This is a genomic window from Longicatena sp. (genome assembly GCF_982403165.1).
In genome coordinates, this window is the sequence record NZ_CEVYEL010000009.1 from 21,883 (window position 1) to 44,912 (window position 23,030).

At 38.5% G+C, this 23,030-nt stretch carries 23 protein-coding genes; 21 read left to right on the top strand and 2 right to left on the bottom strand.

The genetic code is table 11. From position 1 onward, the window contains the following. Nucleotide 1: 1 nt before the first annotated feature. Together AC1VS3_RS03115 and rpsT are read right to left on the bottom strand one after the other, a co-directional pair. Nucleotides 2-1,099 carry a transglutaminase domain-containing protein gene (locus AC1VS3_RS03115; protein ID WP_008688638.1) on the bottom strand — a complete coding sequence of 366 codons (1,098 nt, stop codon included), beginning with the start codon at nucleotides 1,097-1,099 and terminating at the stop codon, nucleotides 2-4. 254 nt (nucleotides 1,100-1,353) lie between these two features. Then, nucleotides 1,354-1,620, bottom strand: coding sequence for a 30S ribosomal protein S20 (gene rpsT, locus AC1VS3_RS03120; protein ID WP_008688635.1), 267 nt, complete (start codon nucleotides 1,618-1,620; stop codon nucleotides 1,354-1,356). A gap of 103 nt (nucleotides 1,621-1,723) precedes the next feature. Here rpsT and gpr point away from each other — a divergent pair, with 103 nt between their 5' ends. The 21 genes from gpr (at nucleotide 1,724) to AC1VS3_RS03225 (ending at nucleotide 23,017) form a co-directional block, all read left to right on the top strand. Further along, complete coding sequence (gene gpr / locus AC1VS3_RS03125) at nucleotides 1,724-2,599, top strand: GPR endopeptidase (RefSeq protein ID WP_008688634.1); 876 nt, start codon at nucleotides 1,724-1,726, stop codon at nucleotides 2,597-2,599. Between the two features lie 84 nt (nucleotides 2,600-2,683). Beyond that, the gene (locus AC1VS3_RS03130) at nucleotides 2,684-3,598 is read left to right on the top strand and encodes a stage II sporulation protein P (RefSeq protein WP_008688632.1); all 915 of its coding nucleotides are present in this window, start codon (nucleotides 2,684-2,686) and stop codon (nucleotides 3,596-3,598) included. Between the two features lies 1 nt (nucleotide 3,599). Next, nucleotides 3,600-3,890, top strand: a complete 291-nt coding sequence (locus AC1VS3_RS03135) for a hypothetical protein (protein ID WP_008688630.1) — start codon at nucleotides 3,600-3,602, stop codon at nucleotides 3,888-3,890. 51 nt (nucleotides 3,891-3,941) lie between these two features. Then, nucleotides 3,942-4,871, top strand: a complete 930-nt coding sequence (gene fmt, locus AC1VS3_RS03140) for a methionyl-tRNA formyltransferase (RefSeq protein ID WP_008688628.1) — start codon at nucleotides 3,942-3,944, stop codon at nucleotides 4,869-4,871. Between the two features lie 172 nt (nucleotides 4,872-5,043). Continuing rightward, nucleotides 5,044-5,997 carry a lactonase family protein gene (locus AC1VS3_RS03145; protein ID WP_008688626.1) on the top strand — a complete coding sequence of 318 codons (954 nt, stop codon included), beginning with the start codon at nucleotides 5,044-5,046 and terminating at the stop codon, nucleotides 5,995-5,997. Next, nucleotides 5,998-7,413 carry an NADP-dependent phosphogluconate dehydrogenase gene (gene gndA, locus AC1VS3_RS03150; RefSeq protein WP_008688625.1) on the top strand — a complete coding sequence of 472 codons (1,416 nt, stop codon included), beginning with the start codon at nucleotides 5,998-6,000 and terminating at the stop codon, nucleotides 7,411-7,413. After that, nucleotides 7,406-8,794 carry a glucose-6-phosphate dehydrogenase gene (gene zwf, locus AC1VS3_RS03155; RefSeq protein ID WP_008688623.1) on the top strand — a complete coding sequence of 463 codons (1,389 nt, stop codon included), beginning with the start codon at nucleotides 7,406-7,408 and terminating at the stop codon, nucleotides 8,792-8,794. Before gndA ends, zwf begins: the two co-directional genes overlap by 8 nt. A gap of 4 nt (nucleotides 8,795-8,798) precedes the next feature. Then, nucleotides 8,799-9,482, top strand: a complete 684-nt coding sequence (gene rpiA, locus AC1VS3_RS03160; RefSeq protein ID WP_008688621.1) for a ribose-5-phosphate isomerase RpiA — start codon at nucleotides 8,799-8,801, stop codon at nucleotides 9,480-9,482. Between the two features lie 254 nt (nucleotides 9,483-9,736). Then, nucleotides 9,737-11,542 (top strand): translation elongation factor 4, encoded by a 1,806-nt coding sequence (gene lepA / locus AC1VS3_RS03165; RefSeq protein WP_008688619.1) that lies wholly within the window; start codon nucleotides 9,737-9,739, stop codon nucleotides 11,540-11,542. 147 nt (nucleotides 11,543-11,689) lie between these two features. Then, on the top strand, nucleotides 11,690-12,556 hold the full coding sequence (locus AC1VS3_RS03170; RefSeq protein ID WP_008688617.1) for a hypothetical protein: 867 nt from the start codon (nucleotides 11,690-11,692) through the stop codon (nucleotides 12,554-12,556). Between the two features lie 17 nt (nucleotides 12,557-12,573). Continuing rightward, nucleotides 12,574-13,293, top strand: a complete 720-nt coding sequence (locus AC1VS3_RS03175; RefSeq protein WP_008688616.1) for a sporulation initiation factor Spo0A C-terminal domain-containing protein — start codon at nucleotides 12,574-12,576, stop codon at nucleotides 13,291-13,293. A gap of 22 nt (nucleotides 13,294-13,315) precedes the next feature. After that, entirely contained in the window at nucleotides 13,316-14,425 is a 1,110-nt protein-coding gene (gene hemW / locus AC1VS3_RS03180; protein WP_008688614.1) for a radical SAM family heme chaperone HemW, read from the top strand. A 251-nt stretch (nucleotides 14,426-14,676) separates the two neighbouring features. After that, nucleotides 14,677-14,943, top strand: a complete 267-nt coding sequence (gene rpsO, locus AC1VS3_RS03185; protein ID WP_008688610.1) for a 30S ribosomal protein S15 — start codon at nucleotides 14,677-14,679, stop codon at nucleotides 14,941-14,943. 110 nt (nucleotides 14,944-15,053) lie between these two features. Next, nucleotides 15,054-17,261: a polyribonucleotide nucleotidyltransferase gene (pnp, locus tag AC1VS3_RS03190; RefSeq protein ID WP_008688607.1), complete on the top strand. Its 2,208-nt coding sequence runs from the start codon at nucleotides 15,054-15,056 to the stop codon at nucleotides 17,259-17,261. 194 nt (nucleotides 17,262-17,455) lie between these two features. Next, nucleotides 17,456-18,847, top strand: a complete 1,392-nt coding sequence (gene pepV, locus AC1VS3_RS03195) for a dipeptidase PepV (RefSeq protein ID WP_008688606.1) — start codon at nucleotides 17,456-17,458, stop codon at nucleotides 18,845-18,847. 8 nt (nucleotides 18,848-18,855) lie between these two features. After that, a complete protein-coding gene (gene trmB / locus AC1VS3_RS03200) occupies nucleotides 18,856-19,515 on the top strand; it encodes a tRNA (guanosine(46)-N7)-methyltransferase TrmB (protein ID WP_008688604.1) in 660 nt (219 codons plus the stop codon). An 81-nt stretch (nucleotides 19,516-19,596) separates the two neighbouring features. Next, on the top strand, nucleotides 19,597-19,935 hold the full coding sequence (locus AC1VS3_RS03205; protein WP_008688603.1) for a thioredoxin family protein: 339 nt from the start codon (nucleotides 19,597-19,599) through the stop codon (nucleotides 19,933-19,935). 19 nt (nucleotides 19,936-19,954) lie between these two features. Further along, nucleotides 19,955-20,710 carry a hypothetical protein gene (locus AC1VS3_RS03210; RefSeq protein ID WP_008688602.1) on the top strand — a complete coding sequence of 252 codons (756 nt, stop codon included), beginning with the start codon at nucleotides 19,955-19,957 and terminating at the stop codon, nucleotides 20,708-20,710. A gap of 18 nt (nucleotides 20,711-20,728) precedes the next feature. Further along, on the top strand, nucleotides 20,729-22,042 hold the full coding sequence (murC, locus tag AC1VS3_RS03215) for a UDP-N-acetylmuramate--L-alanine ligase (RefSeq protein ID WP_008688601.1): 1,314 nt from the start codon (nucleotides 20,729-20,731) through the stop codon (nucleotides 22,040-22,042). Nucleotides 22,043-22,091: 49 nt separating this feature from the next. Then, nucleotides 22,092-22,487 carry a hypothetical protein gene (locus AC1VS3_RS03220; protein WP_008688600.1) on the top strand — a complete coding sequence of 132 codons (396 nt, stop codon included), beginning with the start codon at nucleotides 22,092-22,094 and terminating at the stop codon, nucleotides 22,485-22,487. After that, nucleotides 22,484-23,017 (top strand): hypothetical protein, encoded by a 534-nt coding sequence (locus tag AC1VS3_RS03225; protein WP_008688598.1) that lies wholly within the window; start codon nucleotides 22,484-22,486, stop codon nucleotides 23,015-23,017. Before AC1VS3_RS03220 ends, AC1VS3_RS03225 begins: the two co-directional genes overlap by 4 nt. Nucleotides 23,018-23,030 lie beyond the last annotated feature (13 nt).

Sequence of the window (23,030 nt, forward strand, 5' to 3'; positions counted from 1 at the left end):
ATTAAAGCTTTTGATGATCTGGTACATAAATATAAGTGTTGGTATCTTCGTAACGATAATAAGCATAATAATCATATCCAGTCATATTAAAAATAAAGTTATTCGCTGTCAGCATCTGATCGAGTTGTTCACCTAATGCTTTGCTGGAACATTGGAAAACCAAACGATATCCTTTGTTTGCACTTTTTTGGATAAGCTTTGTCATCTGCTGCTTATCACAAGAAGTGAAATAAGCTCCTTCTTTCATGAAGTAAGAATCTTTGCGGGAAGGTGTGTCTTCCATATAATCATCTGTGAATGGTCGATTTTCCGCAAGAATCTGTTTCTTGGTCATAGCAAAATACATATATCGTGATTCTTTTGTATTATTTAACATATCCCCATTGGTAACATCCATATAATAGTAATTGCCATCCATTTTTACCATGTTCCATGCATGGGATACATCTCTTTTGTCCGGTCGTGTAAAACCGGTGATATACGTGCAGGGAACACCTATCTGATTCAATAAATATTGCATACCTTTTGCATAACCGGCACAAACCGTTTTATGTTCAAGAAAGGTGCTTAATATATTCTGATTCTCTTTGGCTTTTTCATCATAGGAGGTATGATCGATTAAATAATCATATACATATTTTACTTTTTCATAATCGCTTTTTTTCTTTTTTGCAGTATTGATTATTTTTTCTGTTACTTGCTTGATTTCTTTATCACGACTTTCGATTTCACTTTTGATCATACGATAACTTGGTTTTAAGAATAAATACGTAGCTTTGCTTTCATATTCGTTTTTATCTGTTACATAATCAAAACTGTCTTCAAGATAATAAAGTTCAGGATGATCCATCTTAATAGCTGCATGAATATCATTCACGTCAGAAATCGTAACATTTTTTAAGATAATTTCTTTATCTAAATTTTTATATCCTTGTAAGACAGCATCATAAGAAGGTTGTATTTTCTTATCCAGATGATCTCTGCCACATTGATACATCTTCATGGTTTCAGCTGTTGCAGCTATTGGCTCTTTAACAGCTGATGAACACCCACTTAGTAATAAACCCGCACACAACAATAGGACGCCTAATTTTTTCATATACGTTCACTTGATATATTGTACATAACGCATCAAAGCAGTCATACTTACAATATACATTTCCTTTCTATCAACCTTTCTCACCGCGGTTGATAACGGTTGATATCATTTATAAAAGATGAAGATGTGAGTTCACTGATTGCTTTCCTCTTAAATGAGATTTTATCATACCTCATTAGTTCTATTTTACTAAACTGGATAGCAAAAGTACAACTCTTTTTCGAGAATAAAAAAAATCGATCTTACGATCGACATTATGCAGCAATGGAGTTAACTGCTTTAGCTAAACGTGATTTCTGTCTAACGGCATAGTTTCTGTGCTGGATTCCCTTGGCAACTGCTTTATCTAACTTAGAGTTTGCTGTGTTCAGGGCAGCAACTGCAGCTTCCTTGTCGTTTGCTTCAACAGCAGACAGAACGTTTTTGATAGCTGTTTTCAGAGCTGATTTCTGAGCGTTAACAGCCAGGTTTCTCTTGTTATTAGTTTTTACACGTTTTTTCTGAGACTGGATCTGTGGCATATTGCACCTCCTAAATTCTAATTGCCAGTAAATTATAACAAAAAGAATTTAAAAAAGCAATAAGGACGATAAAAATTTCCATACTATGGTAGAGGTGATGAATATGGGCAAAAGTTATCAGATACGTAGCGATTTTGCCGATGAGATATTGAGCGCCGATATCCGATCGAAAACGTATGAACATATTGAAAAACAAAATGCCAATATCAAAAGCAATTATATCAAAGTATTGCTGGATGAAAATGAATTAGGAAAAGCGAAAGGTGATTATGTTTCCATTGAATGTAAGGATTTGTATGATCACGATATAAGAGAGCAAATGGTGGATGCTATTTTGGAAAACTTACAACATATGAGTGCCAATATGAACATCAAGATGAAGAAGATACTCGTTGTTGGTTTAGGAAATCGTTTTATTACCAGTGATGCTTTAGGCCCTGGAGTAGCGAATGAAATTCTGGTGACAGCACATCTTTATGCACAACAATCGTCGCGAATGTTGAAAGGAACGCGTAATGTAGCAGTGCTGCAGCCAGGAGTCATGGGGCAGACCGGATTGGAGTCATTATCGATCGTTCAAAGTGTGACAGCTTTATACAAACCAGATTTGGTGATCGCAATCGATGCGTTAGCTACGCGGAACTTAAACCGTATCAATCGCGTCATTCAAATTAACAATACCGGGATCCAACCGGGAAGTGGTGTTGGCAATCATCGCATGGCATTGAATGAAGATTCCTTACATGTGCCAGTGATTGCTATTGGAGTTGCCACCGTTACAAGTATCGGGGCAATCTTAAACGAAGCTCTTGATCAAGCGGAAATTAATCGAGAAGCAATATTGGAAAGTGTTTATGGCAATAAACATTTAGATCTTGTTGTCACCCCAAAATCAATGGATGATGAATTAAAACATTTGATCTATATTGTATCACAAAGTTTAAATCGTTTTCTTCACCCTGATTTTTTAAAGCTATAAGCAAATACTGTCGAAATTAGAAGATGGTTTCCCAACATGATACGCACTTTCTTCTCATAAAGTATAGAGAAGGGAGTGCTTTTTATGAAAAATACAGCCAAGATCATAGTCAAACTGGCAATGCTAGTTCTCTTTCTTTATGTGACACCGTTTTATGATGGCTTGTTAAATTGTTTTGAAAACTCGCAGGATTTCATGCATAATCTGATCTATCATCAACAGGTGGTTGCACAAGATATTTCGTTAAAAAAACAGCTCAATGTTTGGAGTTATAACGAGAATTTGACGTTGCCCAAAGATGAAATTAAAGTTGAAACAACACTTGAGGATCCTATGATCGTACCTGGTGACAATAAACAGGAAAAAAAGGAAAATAGTTCGGATGCATCTACGGATAAAAAACAAAATGTCCCTTCAAATGGTAAGAAAATATACATCTACAATACCCATCAGGATGAAAAGTATCAAGGTGGTAAAACAGTCATGGATGCAGCTGTGATCCTAGCAGGACATTTAGAAAAAAAGGGATATAAGGTTGTTTTGGAAACAAATGATTTTAATGCATATTGTAATACGCATGGGTTAACCTATAATGATCTATATACCGTATCCAATAAATATCTTAATGATGCATTGGTGAATTATGGTGGTTTTGATTTATGCATTGATCTACATCGTGATAGTGTTCCAAGAGCGTATAGCTATATCAAGATTGGCAATAAGACGTATGCAAAGGCAATGATGGTCGTGGCTGGCAGTTCTTCGAATGTAAAGAGCGCTACCAAAATATCGACGACACTAACCGACATGGTCAACAAGCGGAAAAATGGTATTATGAAGCATGTCATGACCAGACAAGAGGCTTACTATAATCAATATGTCCATAAAGGTATCGTGTTAATGGAATGTGGAAGTGATTATAATACATTTGAAGAAGTAAAAAACACTTTAGGTATTGTTGCACAGGGTATTGATGAGCTAATGAAGAAGGGATGGTAACATGAAACGGTTTTTAGCGGATGCGATATTGATTCTCATACTAGTAGGCTTAGGAGGCTATGTCCAAAAACAGGATGAAAAAGTTCCTTCCATCGAGGCAGAGGTTGAAGCTTTTGAGGATACTATAGCACAGCATAAAAGGATTACTCCTAAAAATACGAAGGTACATTTACAAGATAAGGAAGATAATAAAGCAAGTCGCATGGCGAAGTATGGCAGTGCTTTTGTCGTTGATACGTTGCATGGTGGAGTGGAAGTGCTTTCGTCTTTGTTTGACTCCTTACTAAATTAGATGAAACGTAACTGAAAACATGCTATAATACCCACAGCAGAGGTGATGTTAATGATAAAAATCTTATTTATGGGAACACCGGACATTGCGCAAGTGATGTTAAAGCGTTTATTAAAAGATGGTTATGATGTCATTGGAGTTGTTACCCAACCGGATAAAAAAGCCGGAAGAAAACAGCAGTTAAAAATGTCAGAGGTCAAACAATGTGCACTTGCCAACCATTTGCCGATTTATCAGCCATTGTCTATTCGTTCAGAATATCAAGAATTATTAAAACTAGATATGGATCTGATTGTTACATGTGCGTATGGACAGTTTATTCCTCAAGTGTTACTGGATGCCCCAACTTATGGCAGCATAAATGTACATGCTTCTTTATTGCCAAAATGGCGTGGGGGAGCTCCTATTCATAAAGCTATTATAGAAGGTGATAAGGAAAGTGGCATGTCGATTATGCGGATGGTGAAGAAAATGGATGCCGGTGCGGTTATGGCACAGTGTCGTGTTGCGATTACACAAGAGGATACGACCGGTGATTTATATGAGAAACTTGCTGTTGCCGGTGCTGATTTATTAAGTGAAAGTATACCGAAAATTATTGATGGCAGTGCCATCTTTGTAGAACAAAAGGAAGAAGAGGCAACATTTGCATATACGATTCAAAAAGAAGAAGAGCACATCAATTTTCAAGAGGATGTCCAAAAGGTATACGATCATATACGTGGGTTAATACCTTTCCCAGTAGGAAATGCGATTGTGAAGGGGAAAAAGATAAAATTTCATAAAGTGCGCATGATGCGTTGTGACCATTCCTATACACCAGGTGAAATCATTGGCTGGCTAGAACATGGTTATGCGATTGCGGCAAAAGATGGATATATTCTGGTCGATAGGATTCAAATGGAAGGGAAAGCCAAAGTAGATGCCAAATCCTTCTATAATGGAATGGGGAAACAGCTTATCGGTTGTATCTGCGAATAATAAGATTCATTGATTTCGATTCAGCACAACAATTGTGTTTGAGTGGAAATCTTTTTTTATGCGATGCTGGTAAAGGTTTCCAGAGCATATGAATAGTGTATGTGGTGACACTATGATAGGATATAGATAGATACTTTAAAAAGTAAAGTCACTACAGAAAGGAGTGTGTAAGATGATCAAAGGTTATGCAGGAAGCTATGCCAGTGAACAAAGCCAATGTCTGATACAGTTTTGCTTTGATGAGACTACGAAGCAATTCACAAAGCGCAAAGAGCTTCCTGGCTTTGAAGATGCCAAATATCTCTCTTATGTTAACAAGAAATTGGCAGCGGTATGTCGTAGAAATGCTGCGGGAATCACTTTATGGGACATTTCTTGCGATAAAACAATGACACATTTGAGTGAAACCAAAACATCGTGTTTTATTACGCAGGATGATAGCTATATTTATACAGCTAATTATCATGAAGGTACGATATCAGTTTATAAAAAGGTTCAAGATCTGCCTTTGATCAAACGTATTTATATTCAAGAAGCAGCAGGGTGTCATCAGGTTTTATTACAGGAAAATTATCTGCTTGTGCCATGTTTATTATTGGATGCCATATATGTGTTTGATCGTCGAAAAGATTTTGCCTGTGTTCACATTTTGCCTTTCCCTGCGCATAGTGGACCGCGGCATGGCGTCTTTACCAAGAATAAGTACTTGTATGTCGTCAGTGAATTAAGCAATGAGTTATTTATGTGTCATATGAATGAAAAGATGCAAGGGAATGTGCAAGTTGTCCAGAAACTTTGGGATACACAAAATCAAAAAGCAGCAGCTGCCGCTATACGTATAGATGCACGGGAAAAATTCTTGTATATCACTTTACGAGAAGTCAACCAGATCATCGTATTCGACAGAAAAGCGAAACGTATCGTTCAACGTTTATCGACTATGGGAGATCATCCTCGTGATATGCAACTGTCAAAGGATGGACGTTTTGTCTTTGTCATACATCGTTTCAGTCATGACATCCGTGTTTTTGAAAGAGATGAAAAAAGCGGTTTAATACAGCCATTACGTGCAAAATTACATGTACAGGAAGGTGTTTGTATCGTATTTGAACAGGAGGAAAGTTAAATGAAACAACAGGATATCGCTGTGATCGGCTTAGCCGTCATGGGAAGAAGTTTAGCGTTGAATATGGCAGATCACGGCTTTGCTGTGGCTGCGTATAATCGTAGTTATGCGGTTAGTGAGCAGATGGCTAAAAACCACCCTCATCCTCATATACACATTTATAAGGAATTAAAAGATTGTGTTGCGGCACTGAAAAAGCCAAGGAAAGTAATGCTGATGGTAAAGGCCGGTAAAGCAGTGGATATGGTGATAGAACAGTTAGTGGATTTATTAGAGGAAGGGGATATCATTTTAGATGGTGGTAATTCATTTTTTGAGGATACGATACGAAGAGAACAAGCATTACGCAAAAATGGTTTGCATTATTTTGGAGTAGGTGTATCCGGCGGTGAAGAAGGTGCCCGCTTTGGCCCTAGTATTATGCCCGGTGGAAATAAGCAGGCCTATGATAAAATACGCCCTATCTTAGAAACAATAGCGGCTAAGGCAAGTGATGGGAAGCCGTGTTGTACGTATATAGGAGAAAATGGAGCAGGACATTATGTGAAAATGGTCCACAATGGAATTGAATATGCTGATATGCAATTGATCAGTGAAGCGTATTTACAATTAAAATATATAGGTGGCTATACAAATACGGAAATCGCAAAAATTTTTAAAGAATGGAATGCCGACGAATTAGAGAGCTTTCTTATCCGTATAACAGCAGATATTTTTCTTGCTTCAGATGATCGTTCCTCTCAGGATTTGCTAGATGTTATTGTAGATAGTGCTGCACAGAAAGGGACTGGACGCTGGACAAGCATAGAAGCATTGAAACAGGGAGTGGATGTTTCCATGATTACGGCTTCCTGTAATGCTCGTGTCATGTCAAATTTGTTAGCACAGCGTCATCAAGCGCAAATCCTTTATCCCGACAGAAAACCTTTGCAAAGAAAAAATGATGCATTTGTAGAAACTGTACGCCAGGCGTTATATGCAGGAAAGATACTTGCCTATGCACAGGGGTTTGCTTTGTTAGCACATGCTTCTTCACAATATGATTGGCAGCTGGCATTAGGTGAGATAGCCGCTATTTTCCGGGCTGGCTGTATTATTCAGGCACGTTTTTTGAACGATATTCAACAGGCCTTTACTAAAGAGAATCCAGCATCGCACCTTCTATTTGATCCTTTCTTTGCCAAACAATTGCAGACACATCAGCAAGCTTTGCGTGATATGGTAGCCATGTCAATCACACAGGGTCTGGCAATTCCGGCGATGGCAAATGCTGTCAGTTACTTGGATATGTTTCGCTCATCTCATAGCGGTGCCAATCTGATTCAGGCGCAGCGTGATTATTTTGGCGCACATACATTCGAAAGATGTGATATGTCAGGAAGTTTTCATCATGAATGGAGGAGAGATCATGAATGAACAAGTCACGTTTACGATTTTTGGAGGCACTGGGGATTTAGCGTATCGCAAATTATTACCGGCTTTTTATAATTTATATGCCAATCAAGCTTTTCAGCATGCGAAGATTGTTGTGCTTGGCAGACGACCCTATGATCATGAACAGTATTGTACGATCATAAAAGACTGGGTAATGCAATTTGCGCGATTGCCATATCGTGAAACCCTTTTTCAATCGTTTTGTGAAAAGATATCTTATGTATGTATGGATTTTACGAAAGAGGAGGCTTATGATACACTGGCTGCCTTCTACAAACAACATCAGGATACACAGCATATTTTCTACTTTGCTGTCGCTCCTCGATTCTTTTCAACGATTGCCCAAGGATTGCTTCGTGTGCCGCATGCAAAACAAGGCAGAGTGGTCATAGAAAAGCCTTTTGGAGAAGATCGCAAGAGTGCCAAACGCTTAAATGAACAATTGGAATCGTTCTTCAAGGCAAGTCATATTTATCATATTGACCATTATCTAGGCAAAGAAATGGTGCGTAACATTCAAACGATTCGTTTTTTGAATCCATTATTTGCTAATGTTTGGAATCATGAATGTATTGCTCATGTACAAATATCTGCTATGGAGGAAGTCGGAGTAGAAACGCGTGGTACCTATTATGATCAAAGCGGAGCATTAAAAGACATGGTTCAAAATCATTTGTTTCAAATTCTCAGTATCCTCGCCATGGAACCTTTAGAAGCCTTTACCCAAGAAGATTTGCATGAGAAGCAGCTTACGCTTCTACAACAACTACGTCCCGTAGATCAGCTGAATATACAGGATACTATGGTACTAGGTCAATATTTTGGTTACCAAAAAGAAGCTCATGTCGCACATGATTCCACGACTGAAACGTTTGCGGCATTGCGTTTATATATTGATAATGAACGTTGGCAAAACACACCGTTTCTGATTCGTACCGGTAAGAAACTGAATAAACGAGAAATGGAAGTTGTCATTACCTTTAAGGCTCCATTTCCTAATGTGGAACCAAATGTATTAATCATCAAGATTCAGCCGACCGAAGGAGTTTATGTACGTTTTAACATTAAAAAGCCAGGGAACAGTGAAGAAATTTTGCCAGTGAGTATGGATTTTTGTCAAAGTTGTAGCGATATTCATCGCATCAATACACCAGAAGCATATGAACGCTTATTGCAGGCAGTTTGGCATGCAGATACATCCTGGTTTTCCAGCTGGGATCAAATTGAAACAAGCTGGGCCTATGTCGATGCATTGAAAGAGCGTTATGAAAACGCGCAGCTTCCTGTATATATCTATCCATCTGGCAGTGAAGGACCTCAAGCAAGTTATGAACTCTTCACTATGCAGCCGCAAGGAGAATAATCTTATGACAAAGGAAGAAAAGAAAAAACAGGCAGCGCTAGCGGCTATAGCGTATCTAAAAGATGGCATGCATATCGGCTTAGGAAGTGGAACAACAGTTAATTACTTTTTACAAGCATTGCAACAACGATGTGCCAAAGGATTACAAATTCGGGCAATGGCAAGCTCGCTATGTACGCAGCAATGGGCGAAGCAATATCAGATCCCTTTGCTGGCAGATACGTATGTACAAACATTAGATGTTTATGTAGACAGCTTTGATGTCTTGAATCATCATGGCGATATCATCAAAGGCGGTGGTGGAGCTTTGGTTAGAGAAAAAATGTTATTTCAATGGGCCGATAAGACGATTTGGATTTGCGACGATGAAAAACTGGTTGATGACTGTCATTGTTATGCTTTGCCAGTTGAGGTTCTGCCTTTTACACTTGCTCATACGCGCCATATGCTTAACGAACATGGTTATAAAACGAGTTTGCGTATGGCCGAAACACAACCTTTTCTGACAGATAATCAGCATTATATTCTTGATGTTTTCGTGCCGAAGCAAGTAACGTTGGCACAGGCACATACCTTTCTTATGTCTTTTGCTGCTATCGTCCAAACCGGTTACTTCCATGATGAAGACAATCTATGTATCATTGCCTCGTCAAAGGGGGTATGTATTCATCCTGTGCGTGATGTATAAAGATAGATCAATCGATTCATGATGGATGGAAGTTCTTTGTATGAGTATTATAGGCATCTGCTAGAATAAGAAAAAAAGAGCTATCTGCATACAAACTAGATGGCTCTTTTTCGTGTAAGAGATGCTCTCTCATCCTTTACAAACATAACTATAGCACTGCCTGTGCGCTTTCGTCAAGAACGCCTGCACAATTTCTGTTTGCATCCCATTAAAACTCTGTTATAATTAGGTCTGTGTTGTTAGGAGTGATACCTGTGGAACAAAAATATATACGTAATTTTTCCATCATCGCCCACATTGATCATGGAAAATCAACGCTTGCGGATCGTATTTTGGAATTGACGGAAACCGTTGAGCAAAGAGAAATGAAAGAACAGCTGTTGGATACGATGGATCTGGAACGTGAACGTGGCATCACCATTAAACTAAATGCCGTACAGCTGCAATATACAGCATTAAACGGAAAGACTTATATTTTTCATTTGATTGATACACCAGGTCATGTCGATTTTACTTATGAAGTATCTCGTTCTTTAGCAGCTTGCGAAGGTGCTGTTTTAGTCGTAGATGCGGCTCAGGGAATTGAGGCACAGACACTGGCAAATGTGTATTTAGCATTGGATAATGACTTAGAAATTTTACCTGTCATCAACAAGATAGATTTACCTAGTGCACAACCGGATGTCGTTAAAAAAGAAATTGAAGATGTGATTGGTTTGGATGCTTCTTGTGCACCATTGATCTCAGCTAAAAATGGCTTGCATATACGTGATGTGTTAGAAGATATCGTAGCCAATGTACCGGCACCAAAGGGTGATCCTAATGCGCCTTTACAGGCCTTGGTATTTGATTCTGTTTATGATGCCTATCGTGGTGTCATTGCCTTTGTGCGGGTAAAGGAAGGTCGTATTCGCGTTGGTGATAAGGTGCGTTTTATGGCGAGTGATGCAGAGTATGAAGTGTTGGAATGTGGTGTACGTACACCGAAAGAGGTCAAGAAAGACAGTTTGGAATGTGGAGAAGTTGGTTGGTTATGTGCGTCAATCAAATCCATTCAAGATGTGCGTGTCGGTGATACCATAACCAATGTCGAATATCCTGCTAGTGCACCACTGCATGGATATCGGGAAATGAACCCTATGGTATATTGTGGTTTATATCCGATTGATTCGGCAAAATATAATGATCTTCGTGATGCTTTGGAAAAATTACAATTAAATGATGCTTCTTTGCAATTTGAAGCGGAAACTTCACAGGCTTTAGGTTTTGGTTTTCGTTGTGGTTTCTTGGGTTTACTACATATGGATGTTGTCCAAGAACGCATTGAGCGTGAATATCATATTGATCTGATTGCAACCGCACCTTCAGTTGTCTATCATGCTTATCTGACAGATGGCAGCATGCTTGCTATTGATAATCCAAGCCTGTTACCTGATGTGCAGAAAATTGACCATATTGAAGAGCCGTTTGTCAAAGCCAGCATCATGACACCAAAAGAATATGTCGGGGCAATCATGGAACTGTGTCAGCGCAAGCGTGGCAATTATACGGATATGGTGTATATTGATGATACGAGAATGAATCTGATTTATGAATTACCTTTAGGAGAAATTGTTTATGATTTCTTTGATAAACTGAAATCTTGTACGAAGGGCTATGCATCCTTTGATTATGAATTAATCGGTTATCAGCCCAATAAGTTAGCGAAGATGGATATTTTGTTAAATGGAGAAGTTGTCGATGCCTTAAGCAGCATTGTGCATCGGGAGTTTGCATATCCAAGAGGAAGAGCTATTTGTGAAAAATTAAAGAAATTGATTCCTAAACAGCAATTTGAAATTCCTATTCAGGCAGCAATCAATGGGAAAATCATTGCTCGTGCAGATATTAAATCTTTACGCAAAAATGTCTTGGCTAAATGTTATGGTGGGGATATTTCCCGTAAGAAAAAATTATTAGAGAAACAAAAAGAAGGAAAGAAACGGATGAAGGCGGTAGGCAGTGTGGAGGTTCCACAGGAAGCATTTATGGCGGTTCTATCTATGGATGATGAATCTTAAAATAAGCTAACATATCACTTATGCGTATACATAATACGAGGAAGATAAGAAAAACAGGCTGTAAAAGGTCTGTTTTTCGCTAGTTTTGTCGAAACTTTGAGGATTCCTGTAAAAACATGCTACACTATTGCCTTGGAGAGTGATGGTATGTTTGAAACAACAAGGACATATAGTGAAGATCAATATATCAAGAAAGAGGAATTAAGGAAAGAATTATCAGGCGTCGTATTGGAAAGCGTATGGCAACAAATTCAAGAATATCGACGAATCTTTCGTTTTACACCATATAAAGAAAAACCATACTATGTTACCTTAAACCCATATGTAATACAAAAGCTTTCCTTTTGTGAAAGGCTACTTCTGCAATATCAACAACGGCATAAGAAACCAACACATTCATCTACATTAACACAGGCACAGCGCTTTTATATCGAGCAGCAATGGCCCTGTGATATATCAGAAACAGTGAAATGCTTTCATATAGCGATTCCTCAAATGTATGTACAGCTGATCTGTAATACATCTATCCATGTGATATTACGTTTATTTTTTCTCTTGCAAGAACATAAGGAATCGCTTTTACGAGCAGCTGAACTCATGTTGCGTTGTGAAGGACTTTGTGGTTTAGGAGATGGGGAATTATTGCAATCGCTATATCGTGATATACTGATCGAACATCAGGAACACGATTTGACCTATGCGCTGCTAAGGTTTCTTGAAGATTTACAGTTGCAAATTTCAAACAGAATGGTATCATTAAAACGGAAAAGCCGGCAATTTCTTACCTATGATGCTCAAACTTTACAAGAAGTATGTCCGGCAATGTCCTTGATACAGGCCGCCTTTTATGCAAAGCATCATGAAGCACATCATTATTATACGATTGCCCAATGTATGCAAGAACATGATGTATGTTATGAAACAGCCCGCACTTCTATGGATGGCTTGGCAGCTTTAGGTTGGTATACCAAAGAAAAAGTCGGTCGTAAATTTGTGTATTATATAAACAGCTGATAAAGGGGAATAAAACAATGGCAAGAGTGTATGTTTGTCTGGATGACATTGTATTGCTGAAACAAGTTATGGATATGAGCATGGAGGAACAAGATCTTAAAATCGTTGGTATTACCACATCCATTCCACAGTCTGCCACAGAACTCATACAACAAGATGCAGATATTTTTATCATGCGTTATGCCATCGACCAGCAAAAGGCGAAATATTTATTAGAAGAAATTGCGCTGAGCGAAGCGTTAGTGAATTTGCAAATTATCATGATGTTTGATGAAATGGATAGCGATGTTTTTCAACTTATGGCACAATATGATCTACATACTTTTTTAGCAAAACCTTATAATCCTCATGAATTGATGGAAGCCATCCATAGCAAGAATCGCTATCATAAGCTTGTGGAAAATGGCAACTGGACCTCGGAAAGTGTGGCTGGCAGGATCCTGGAAGAACTTGGCCTGCCGGCGCACTTAAAAGGCTATAATTATTTACGTACCGCTGCGATTTTATTTTCACAGCAGGAAGATCCGTTACAGTTAAAGATGGGGACCTTATACGCTATGGTGGCAAAAGTTCATGCTACGACCCAAATACGTGTTGAAAAATGTATGCGTACAGCGATTGCCTATGCGTATCGTCATTGTCCGGAATTAATCTGCGTCTATAATACCAAGCCAACCTGCTCACAGATCATTCATTATGTGAGTGAACATTTGAAATTAACGATGTTGACCTATTAATTGCTTTTTAAGGAGGAACCTTATGTGCAAAGCTGCTTATTTACATGTGCCATTTTGTCAGGATATCTGCGCCTATTGTGATTTTTTTCGATGCCGTTATCATGTTGGGCTTGCCGAAAAATGGTTGGCGGCGATAGCAAAGGAATTGACGATAAAAAAGTTATCACCGCTAACGACGATGTATATTGGTGGTGGGACACCGAGTGCATTACAGCCGCAACAACTGGAAACACTATTATCCTTACTAGTTCCTTATACAAAAGAAGTAAACGAATATACGATCGAGGCCAATGTTGAATCCTTAACGGATGAAAAGTTAGATATATGTCAGCGTTATGGCGTGAATCGTATTTCTCTGGGAGTGCAAAGCTTGCAACCATCTTTGCTGAATCAGATGCATCGTCATCATACGAGCGAAGATGTCCTTGCTTGTATAAAACGTATTCATGCACATGGTATTCATAATATTTCTATTGACATGATCTATGGTTTACCTAAGCAAAGCTTGGCTATGTGGGAGGAAGATTTACATACCATCGTATCATCCTTTCCCATTCAGCATATTTCTTTGTATGGACTGACAATAGAACCTCATTCGGAATTTGGTCGTCAAGGTATACAGAATATTGATGAGGATATAGAGGCGGATATGTATGATCTTGCGATAACCTTGTTACAACAATATGGTTTTCAACAATATGAAATCAGCAATTTTGCAAAGCCCAAGTATGCCTCTTTACATAATCAAGTTTACTGGCGATATGAAGATTTTTATGGCATTGGCTGTGGAGCTAGTGGAAAAGACAAGCGAGGTCGCTATGAAAACACAAGCAATTTAGAAACCTATCTGCAACAAGGGGCATCTTCAGTATATGAAAAGCTAGATACGAAGGCTCAGATGTTTGAGATGATCATGATGTCGTTACGAATGAAACAGGGTATTTCCCGACAAGCTTTTTTTGAGCGTTTTGGAAAGGATATCAGCGAAGTATATGGGTCAATAATCGAAAAACAAAAAGAGAAAGGCTTGCTTTTAGTAGATGAAGAGAAAATTTGGGCAAGTGAAAGAGGCTTTCATCTATTGAATGATGTGTTGGTAGAGTTTTTAGGTGATGATAAAGCACATGGATAAATAAGATATGCATGAAAATCAAGCGTTTTTTACTTTAGGTAAGAGATAATACAGAAAAGGATATTAAAATGCTTGCAAAGAGCAAAGAAATAATGCAATGACGTATAAAATGAAGTGCAAAAATATTGAAAAACACTTGCGATACGGTAGGGAGTATGCTATTATTAACAAGGTTTTATACTTGGTCTGCACGTGTATTCCTCGACGGCTCACTCAGTATGAAACATTATGAAAATACAGGAGGAAATAACATGTTATTAAAAAGCGAAAAACAGGCAATCATGAAAGAGTATGCAAGATTTGAAGGGGATACAGGTTCTCCAGAAGTTCAGATCGCTGTATTAACAGCTAGAATCAATCAGCTGACAGAACACTTCAAAGAACATAAGCACGATTACCATTCTCAAAGAGGTTTGATGAAAATGGTAGGTCGTCGTAGAAACTTATTAACATACTTAAAGAACAAAGACCTGAACCGTTACAAAGAACTGATCGCTCGCTTAGGACTGCGTAAGTAATTTATTTGTAAAGGAAACAGAAAGTCGCATGAATTTGCGGCTTTTTTTCTTTCCTAAGTGTTTAATTTATGATATCATTTAAAAGATAGAAAAATTAAGAGGTGAAAAACGTGGCTAAACAAACATTTCGTTTAGAGTTCTGTGGGCGGGTGCTCACAGTAGAAACTGGAGAAGTAGCAAAACAGGCCGGAGGAAGTGCTCTGGTAAGATATAATGACACCGTTGTTTTATCAACAGCTACTGCCAGCAAACAGGCAAAAGAAGGGATCGATTTCTTTCCATTGACTGTTTCATTTGAAGAGAAACTATATTCTGTTGGTAAGATTCCCGGAGGCTTTTTAAGAAGAGAAGGAAGACCTAGTGAACATGCAACATTGACGGCTCGTATGATCGATCGTCCGATTCGTCCTTTATTTGCGGAAGGTTTCCGTAATGAGGTACAGGTTGTGAATACGGTGCTTTCTGTTGATCAGGAATGCACACCGGAAATGACTGCAATGTTCGGAGCATCTTTGGCATTATGTGTATCGGATATTCCTTTCAATGGTCCGATTGCCGGAGTAATCGTTGGACGTGTAGATGGCGAATATGTCATTAATCCAACACCGGAACAATTAGAAAAAAGTGATATTCACTTGACTGTTGCCGGTACAAAATATGCTGTAAACATGGTAGAGGCTGGAGCAAAAGAAGTCGATGAAGACGCTATGCTTGGAGCTATCATGTTCGGTCATGAACATATTAAAAAATTAGTTGCTTTCCAAGAAGAAATTGCGGCAGCTATCGGTAAAGAGAAAATGGAAGTAACACTGTATACTGTAGATGAAGCAATTGATCAGGAAGTACGGGAAAACTTTGAAGCCGATATTCGCGCAGCGGTGTCTATTGAAAAGAAATTGGAGCGCTATGGTAAGATTGATGAATTAACAGAAGCAGCGCTAGCTCGCTTTGAAGAAAAAGAATATGCATCAGAGAGTGCAAAAGCCAAAGCTTTGAAGCAGGTAAAAGAAATCTGTCATGGCATTGAGGCAAATGAAGTACGTCGTTTGATCATTGAAGATAAAGTACGCCCAGATGGACGTAAGATTGATGAAATCCGTCCATTGGATTCACAGGTTGATATTTTACCAAGAGTGCATGGCAGTGCGTTGTTTACACGTGGGGAAACACAGGTATTATCGGTAACGACGTTAGGTCCGATGAATGATAATCAGATCATTGATGATGTTACCGATGTAGAATATAAACGTTTTATGCATCATTACAATTTCCCACCATATTCTGTTGGTGAAACAGGAAGAATGGGCAATCCAGGCCGTCGTGAAATCGGTCATGGTGCTTTGGGAGAACGTGCTTTATCACAGGTATTGCCTAGTGAAGAAGAATTCCCATATACGATTCGTACAGTAGCGGAAGTTTTGGAATCAAACGGTTCTAGTTCGCAGGCATCTATCTGTGCCGGCACAATGTCTTTGATGGCTGCTGGAGTTCCTATTAAGGCACCTGTTGCGGGTATTGCAATGGGCTTGATCATGGACGAGGATAGCGGGAAGTATACCGTATTGACCGATATTCAGGGTATGGAAGATCATTTTGGCGATATGGACTTTAAGGTAGCGGGAACAAGTGAAGGTATTACAGCACTGCAGATGGATATCAAAGTTGCTGGTATTACAGAAGATGTCTTCCGGGAAGCTTTGTCACAGGCCAAAGGTGCGCGTGCACAGATTCTGGAAAATATGATGACTGCTATTGATAAACCACGTGAAGATGTTGGTACATATGCACCTAAGATCGAACAATTCTATATTGACCCAGAAAAGATTCGCGAAGTCATTGGACCTAATGGTAAGATGATTAATAAGATCATCGAAGCTTGCGATGAGGTCAAAATTGATATTGAAGACGATGGACATGTGGTCATCTATCATATGAACCGAGAGGCTATTACCAAAGCTGCGAATATGATCCGTGACATTGTACGTGTTGCAAAAGTCGGTGATATTTACGAAGGTAAGGTTGTACGTATTGAAAAATTCGGAGCCTTTGTAAATCTGTTCCCGGGTACAGATGGCTTATTGCATATCTCAAAGATTTGTCATGAGCGTGTTGAAAAGGTTGAAGACAAGCTGAATATTGGTGATACCATAAAAGTTAAGGTGATGGAAATCGATGATCGCGGACGTGTCAATGTCAGTGCGAAAGCATTATTGCCAAGACCTAAAAAAGAAGAAAAACAGCTTGTGAAAAAAGATGAAGTACCTGCAGAAGAAACGGTTGAAACAAAAAAAGAAGAAACACCGGCTGTAGAATCATAAGGTGAATACGTGAGGACAGTGTTATACACTTGTCCTTTTTTTTGTGGATGGATATTTCTTACACGATAGGTACAAAGCAGCAAAAAAAGGGGCTGCAAAGGTTACAACCAATTTGTCATCTTAATGAAAATTTATGAAAAAAAGCGTAGGTATTCAATTCGCTTTATGATAAAATAATATGCGAGGTGAAAAACATGAACTGGTTACAGGAATTGGAAACATATAAAGAAGATTTTATTCGTGATTTAAGAGGCTTGATTGCCATTGCTTCAATAGAAGATAAAGCAAGTGCTCGAGCAGGTGCTCCTTTTGGCGAAGGGTGCCGCAAAGCTTTGGATTATATGTTAGAGCTGGGACGTAAGGAAGGCTTTGAAGTAAAGGATTATGATGGCTATGCTGGCGTGATCAGCTATGGTGAAGGTACGGAAAGTGTTGGTGTATTAGCACATTTGGATATTGTCCCTTTAGGTGATGGCTGGACCAAAGATCCTTATGGAGGAGAAATTGAACAAGGCTATTTGTTTGGCAGAGGGGCTTTGGATGATAAAGGTCCTGCTATGGCGGGTTTTTATGCCTTAAAGATGTTAAAAGATAAAGGTATCCAATTGGATCGCAAGATCATGTTGATCTTAGGGTGCAATGAAGAAACGGGAATGGAATGCATGAAGTATTATACACAACATGGAGAAATACCTACTATGGGCTTTACACCCGATGCTGATTTTCCTGTGATTTATGGTGAAAAAGGCGGCTTGCATGTTAGGTTAAAAGGCGATGTGCAAACGTGTATAACCAGCATGCATGCCGGTGAACGTCCAAATATCGTCATCGGTAAAGCTAGTTTATGCGTGGATAAATGGAACGATGCCTATATGGATATGTTTGATTTTTACCTAAAATCGAATGGGTTAAAAGGCAGTGTTGCCTATGATGGAAAACAAGCTGTTTTAACCATGGAGGGGGTATCCGCACATGCAGCGATGCCATACAATGGAGTAAATGCTGGTTTGCATCTCTTGAATTTTGTAGGAAGTGCTATGCAGGATAAATTTGCGTATGATACGTATGCACTGCTGCATGATTGGCAGGGAAAACCATTGAATATTGCCATTGAGGGCGCTTATATGGGATTTTTGACAATGAATACCGGGATCATTCATATTGCTGATGGAAAGGCGGATATTACCATTGATATCCGTTATCCAAATGATGCGGATGCAAATCTGATCATAGATAATATGAAAAAAAGTGCCGAAAAACGTCAATATGCTTTAGATGTACTATTAGAACACGATACAAAACCTTTGTTTGTTGATCCACAATCTACCTTGGTAAGTACATTAAGTGAAGTATATCAAGAATACAGCAAGGACACCTTTACACCAAATAAGACAATTGGCGGAGGTACCTATGCGAAGAAATTTAAAAACTTTGTCGCCTTTGGACCTGAGTTTCCGAAAACCGAGATTCCTGAAGGATTATATGTCGGAGGATGTCATCAAAAAGATGAAGGGGTAAAACTAGAAGATTTAATGACTTCTATCGCTATTTATACAGCAGCTGTGGAAAAGCTGGGAAAGAAGTAGGACGATCTATGAGAATGCGAAAATTACCATGGGCAGAAGACTTTTTAAAGGAGCAGGATGTCGTTATTAAAGAACCCGCTGCTTTGCAAGGCAAATGGAAAGAAACGCTAAAACGTGATGTGCTACATTTAGAGATTGGCTGTGGCAAAGGGGATTATTGGACAAAGATGGCTTTGCAATATCCAGAATACGGTTGGATCGGTGTTGAGAAAAATAACAATGTAGCTGCTCTGGCGGTACGTAAATATACAAAACAAGAAAAAGAAAAAGCACATATGCGATTCATCAACGATGATGCTGAGCAGCTTGCTTCTTGGTTTGCAGAAGGTGAAATTCAAGTCATCCATTTGAATTTCAGTGATCCTTGGCCTAAAAAACGAGCACATAAAAAGCGATTGTCAAATCATAAATTTATTGCCCAATATGCGAAAATCTTGGCAGATGATGGGGAAATTCAGATGAAAACAGATAATAGCTCATTATTTGAATATAGTATAATAGAATTCCAAAATGCAGGTTGGTTTCTTCATGATTTCAGTGTGGATTTTCGCCGTGTTGCTCATGATGAAGATGTAATTACGGAATATGAGCATCGCTTCATGGAAAAAGGGCAGCCTATTTATCGTGCCATTTGGAAGAAACATCCTATGAATGAAAAGAATGCATAAATAATGAAAATAAAAAGTAAATTTTCATCGAATGATGCTATAATAAGAACATGTAAACGGTTCAACAAAAGGAGTCATACCATGAAAGAATATATGAATGTAATTAACAATGCAGAAGCGTTTTATAAAGCATGTGCCAGCGAAGGCAAAAATGTCTTTGTCTTTTCTGCGAATTGGTGTCCTGACTGTCGTTTTTTAGAAGGCTTTTTTGAAGACGTCGTAAAAGAATATACGGCAAAAGGCTTTACCTTTTACTATGTTGACCGTGATCAATGCATGGATGTATGTGTAGACTTGATGATCATGGGCATACCTAGCTTTGTCATTTATCTAAATGGGAAAGAAAGTAATCGGTTTGTATCGAAGCAGCGCAAGACAAGAGAAGAAATAGAACAATTCTTGAATCAAGTAAATCAATGACGCAGAAAGGGTGAGGAAAATGTCGTTATGGAAAAAAGTTACTTCCTTTCTGTTTGAAGAAACAGAGGCAGATATCATTGCAGAAGATGATTTGGAAGCAATTTCTTTAAAAGAGAAAGAAGCAAAAACAGTGGATAAAGAACCGCAAAATACGCCGAAACAAGCGGATCTAGAAAGTGTTAAAAAGGAACAGACGCCAATCAAGCAGGAGACGAGAAAGTTTGTCAGTATTGATTTAGAGACAAAAAAAGAACCAGCAAAAGAAGTAAAACAACCAAAAGAGACAATAAAAAGTCGACCTGTTATGAAAAAAGAAGAAAAGAAAGAATATGAGTTTACACCGGTGATTTCGCCGATTTTTGGAGCGAAAGAAGAAAACGCAAAAGCGAAGACTTCAACGAAGACACCTAATGTCAATATGCCACGCGCTCGCAAACGTAAGGAAAATCCGTTAGGGACAATTATATCACCGTATTATGGTGTGAATGAATTGGAAGAATTTGAAGAAGAAGCGAAAAAAGATATTGAAGAAAAAGCCAAAAGTAAGCAGGAAGAAATCATCATGACGGAAACAAGGGATGAGCTTTCATCACAAGAAATGCCGGCAGATTTATTACAAAAGGTAGAAGAAGAGGAAGAACATACGTTACCCTTGGAAGCTATTTTAGCAGATGATGATACGGATACTGAAGATTTGTTGCAAATTTCGCTGTTTGGCGATTCTACGCCAATCAAAGAGGCTGAATCTAATATAAAAGATGTAACGGAAAAATAAAGGGAGTGTAAACGTAATATGGAATATTATTTTATTGGTATCAAGGGAAGCGGTATGGCATCTTTAGCTACGATCGTCTTTGACCGCCATGAACAAGTGAGCGGTTCGGATATTGATAAATATATCTTTACCCAAAAACCTTTAGAGGAACGACATATTCCGATTTACCATTTTGATGAGAATAACATTAAAGAAGGAATGACAATCATCATTGGCAATGCTTTTAATGAAAGCAATCCGGAAGTGAAAAAAGCCATGGAATTGGCCAAGCAAGGAAAAGTGCAGGTATACTGGTATCATGATTTTTTAGGGCAGTTGGTCGAAGAATATACAAGTATCAGTGTTGCCGGTACCCATGGTAAGACCACAACGACAGGCATGATTTCTCATGTGATGGCCGAAGTAGCACCAACTGGTTTTTTGATTGGTGATGGTACAGGAGATATGCCGGATGATGGTGAATATTTTGTCTTAGAATCCTGTGAATATCAGCGTCACTTTTTGGCTTATAAACCGCAATACGCGATCATTACGAATATTGAATTGGATCATGTGGATTATTATAAAAATATGGAAGATTATCGCGATGCATTTGAAACCTTTGCCAATCAAGTAAAAAAAGGTATTGTACTGTTTGGTGATGATGAAGAAGTGCGTCGCCTGCACGTCAAAACGAAGCATTTGTATTATGGTTTACAGGATGACAATGACGTACAAGCTGTTCATGTTATACAAAATGAAGAAGGTATGTCTTTTGATGTTTTATATAAAAAAGCGTACTTTGGCAGTTTTAAATTACCGTTTGTTGGGAAACCTTTATTGTGGAACAGCCTAGGGGTAATCGCTTTAGGAATCATGGAAGGATTACAACCGGCAGTGTTACAGGAAGGATTGGCAAGTTTTCCGGGAGTAAAACGCCGTTTTACGATAGAAGAAAAAAATGGTAATGTGTATATTGATGATTATGCACATCATCCAACTGCTGTTAAGTATATGATTGAGGCTGCTCGCATTAAGTATCCTGATAAAAAAATCATTGCGATATTTAAACCGGATCGTTATTCTCGTATCTATTATTTTATGGATCGTTTTGCCCAAGAATTAGATCAAGCTGACGAGACATATTTATGCCATTTTCCTGAAAATGCCGCAAAAGAGCCAGGAATCAATATTACGATACAAGATTTAGCAGATCGTTGCGCGCATGCTCAAGTGATTCAAGAAGATGAAACAGCGGCTAAGTTTTTAGCAGATCGCGGCCCTGCAGTATATCTGTTTATGAGCAGTAAAGATATTTATAAATTAAAAAATATTGTAAAAAGTTTTCAGTAAACTTGTAAATGTTTACAAAATAAGGTAAAATATAAAAAGAGGTGTTTCTATGGGTTTAGATCAGTTATTGGAATTAACGAGTAATGTTGCCGCTAAGGCATTACCGATTGTAGGTGTTATCGTCCTGATATTTCTGGTTATCTTTGTCAGGCATCTGATCGTGTTATTAAAAAGTGCGAATGAAGCAGTGATCAGTATGAAAAAAACACTCGATACGACAAACAAAGAATTGGAAACACTGGAAAAGCCTTTACAGACTTTAAATGAATTAAGTGAGACTGTTGACAGTGTGCATGAAGCAAGCAAACATGCTGTTCGCAGTACGATGGTGATGGTGATTGAAAATTTCTCTTTGATTAAAGATTGGATTTTACATCATATGGGAAAAGATGGCAGCGATGAGCAACAGGAAGAAGCCTGTGAGCAGGAGGTGCATACTTCATGAGCGATGAAAGCCAGCATGTTGATGACATGGAAAAAGAAACGCGTTATACCATTATTCAAATGGAAGATGACGAGGATAATGAAAATGCCTCTTCAATTTTTGCGGATGCCAAAATAGAACTAAGTCGGATGTACGCAGAATTTCGTCAGTGGATAAAAAATAATGTGAATGCGCAGGAAACAACACAGCGTTTAGAAAAACTGAAGACTGATACGGCCTTGTTATTGGAAACAACGAAACAGAAAGTAGCAGCCTTTAATCAGCGTGAGGATGTAAAAAATGGCAAGGAAAAACTGAATGAAATGACGGGCAAAGTGACGAATGCATTCAGTGATGGTGTAGATGAGCTTATGAAGAAGGACTATGTTGTGAAAACGATGGATACCATTACGGACACGGTTAGTGCTATTCGTGAAGATGAGCGCGTTAAGAAGAATGTAAAGAAGCTAAAAAAGGGTACGCTGAAAGCAGCGGAAAAAGCCTTTGAAGGGTTACAACGTGTCTTAGACACGAAGGATGAAGACGATTAGTCAGAAGGGATAA

What these genes read in the sequence shown, in the direction of transcription:
- AC1VS3_RS03115 (WP_008688638.1), bottom strand. Translation starts at nt 1,099, where the DNA reads ATGAAAAAATTAGGCGTCCTATTGTTGTGTGCGGGTTTATTACTAAGT.
- rpsT (WP_008688635.1), bottom strand. Translation starts at nt 1,620, where the DNA reads ATGCCACAGATCCAGTCTCAGAAAAAACGTGTAAAAACTAATAACAAG.
- gpr (WP_008688634.1), top strand. Translation starts at nt 1,724, where the DNA reads ATGGGCAAAAGTTATCAGATACGTAGCGATTTTGCCGATGAGATATTG.
- AC1VS3_RS03130 (WP_008688632.1), top strand. Translation starts at nt 2,684, where the DNA reads ATGAAAAATACAGCCAAGATCATAGTCAAACTGGCAATGCTAGTTCTC.
- AC1VS3_RS03135 (WP_008688630.1), top strand. Translation starts at nt 3,600, where the DNA reads ATGAAACGGTTTTTAGCGGATGCGATATTGATTCTCATACTAGTAGGC.
- fmt (WP_008688628.1), top strand. Translation starts at nt 3,942, where the DNA reads ATGATAAAAATCTTATTTATGGGAACACCGGACATTGCGCAAGTGATG.
- AC1VS3_RS03145 (WP_008688626.1), top strand. Translation starts at nt 5,044, where the DNA reads ATGATCAAAGGTTATGCAGGAAGCTATGCCAGTGAACAAAGCCAATGT.
- gndA (WP_008688625.1), top strand. Translation starts at nt 5,998, where the DNA reads ATGAAACAACAGGATATCGCTGTGATCGGCTTAGCCGTCATGGGAAGA.
- zwf (WP_008688623.1), top strand. Translation starts at nt 7,406, where the DNA reads ATGAATGAACAAGTCACGTTTACGATTTTTGGAGGCACTGGGGATTTA.
- rpiA (WP_008688621.1), top strand. Translation starts at nt 8,799, where the DNA reads ATGACAAAGGAAGAAAAGAAAAAACAGGCAGCGCTAGCGGCTATAGCG.
- AC1VS3_RS03170 (WP_008688617.1), top strand. Translation starts at nt 11,690, where the DNA reads ATGTTTGAAACAACAAGGACATATAGTGAAGATCAATATATCAAGAAA.
- AC1VS3_RS03175 (WP_008688616.1), top strand. Translation starts at nt 12,574, where the DNA reads ATGGCAAGAGTGTATGTTTGTCTGGATGACATTGTATTGCTGAAACAA.
- hemW (WP_008688614.1), top strand. Translation starts at nt 13,316, where the DNA reads ATGTGCAAAGCTGCTTATTTACATGTGCCATTTTGTCAGGATATCTGC.
- rpsO (WP_008688610.1), top strand. Translation starts at nt 14,677, where the DNA reads ATGTTATTAAAAAGCGAAAAACAGGCAATCATGAAAGAGTATGCAAGA.
- pepV (WP_008688606.1), top strand. Translation starts at nt 17,456, where the DNA reads ATGAACTGGTTACAGGAATTGGAAACATATAAAGAAGATTTTATTCGT.
- trmB (WP_008688604.1), top strand. Translation starts at nt 18,856, where the DNA reads ATGAGAATGCGAAAATTACCATGGGCAGAAGACTTTTTAAAGGAGCAG.
- AC1VS3_RS03205 (WP_008688603.1), top strand. Translation starts at nt 19,597, where the DNA reads ATGAAAGAATATATGAATGTAATTAACAATGCAGAAGCGTTTTATAAA.
- AC1VS3_RS03210 (WP_008688602.1), top strand. Translation starts at nt 19,955, where the DNA reads ATGTCGTTATGGAAAAAAGTTACTTCCTTTCTGTTTGAAGAAACAGAG.
- murC (WP_008688601.1), top strand. Translation starts at nt 20,729, where the DNA reads ATGGAATATTATTTTATTGGTATCAAGGGAAGCGGTATGGCATCTTTA.
- AC1VS3_RS03220 (WP_008688600.1), top strand. Translation starts at nt 22,092, where the DNA reads ATGGGTTTAGATCAGTTATTGGAATTAACGAGTAATGTTGCCGCTAAG.
- AC1VS3_RS03225 (WP_008688598.1), top strand. Translation starts at nt 22,484, where the DNA reads ATGAGCGATGAAAGCCAGCATGTTGATGACATGGAAAAAGAAACGCGT.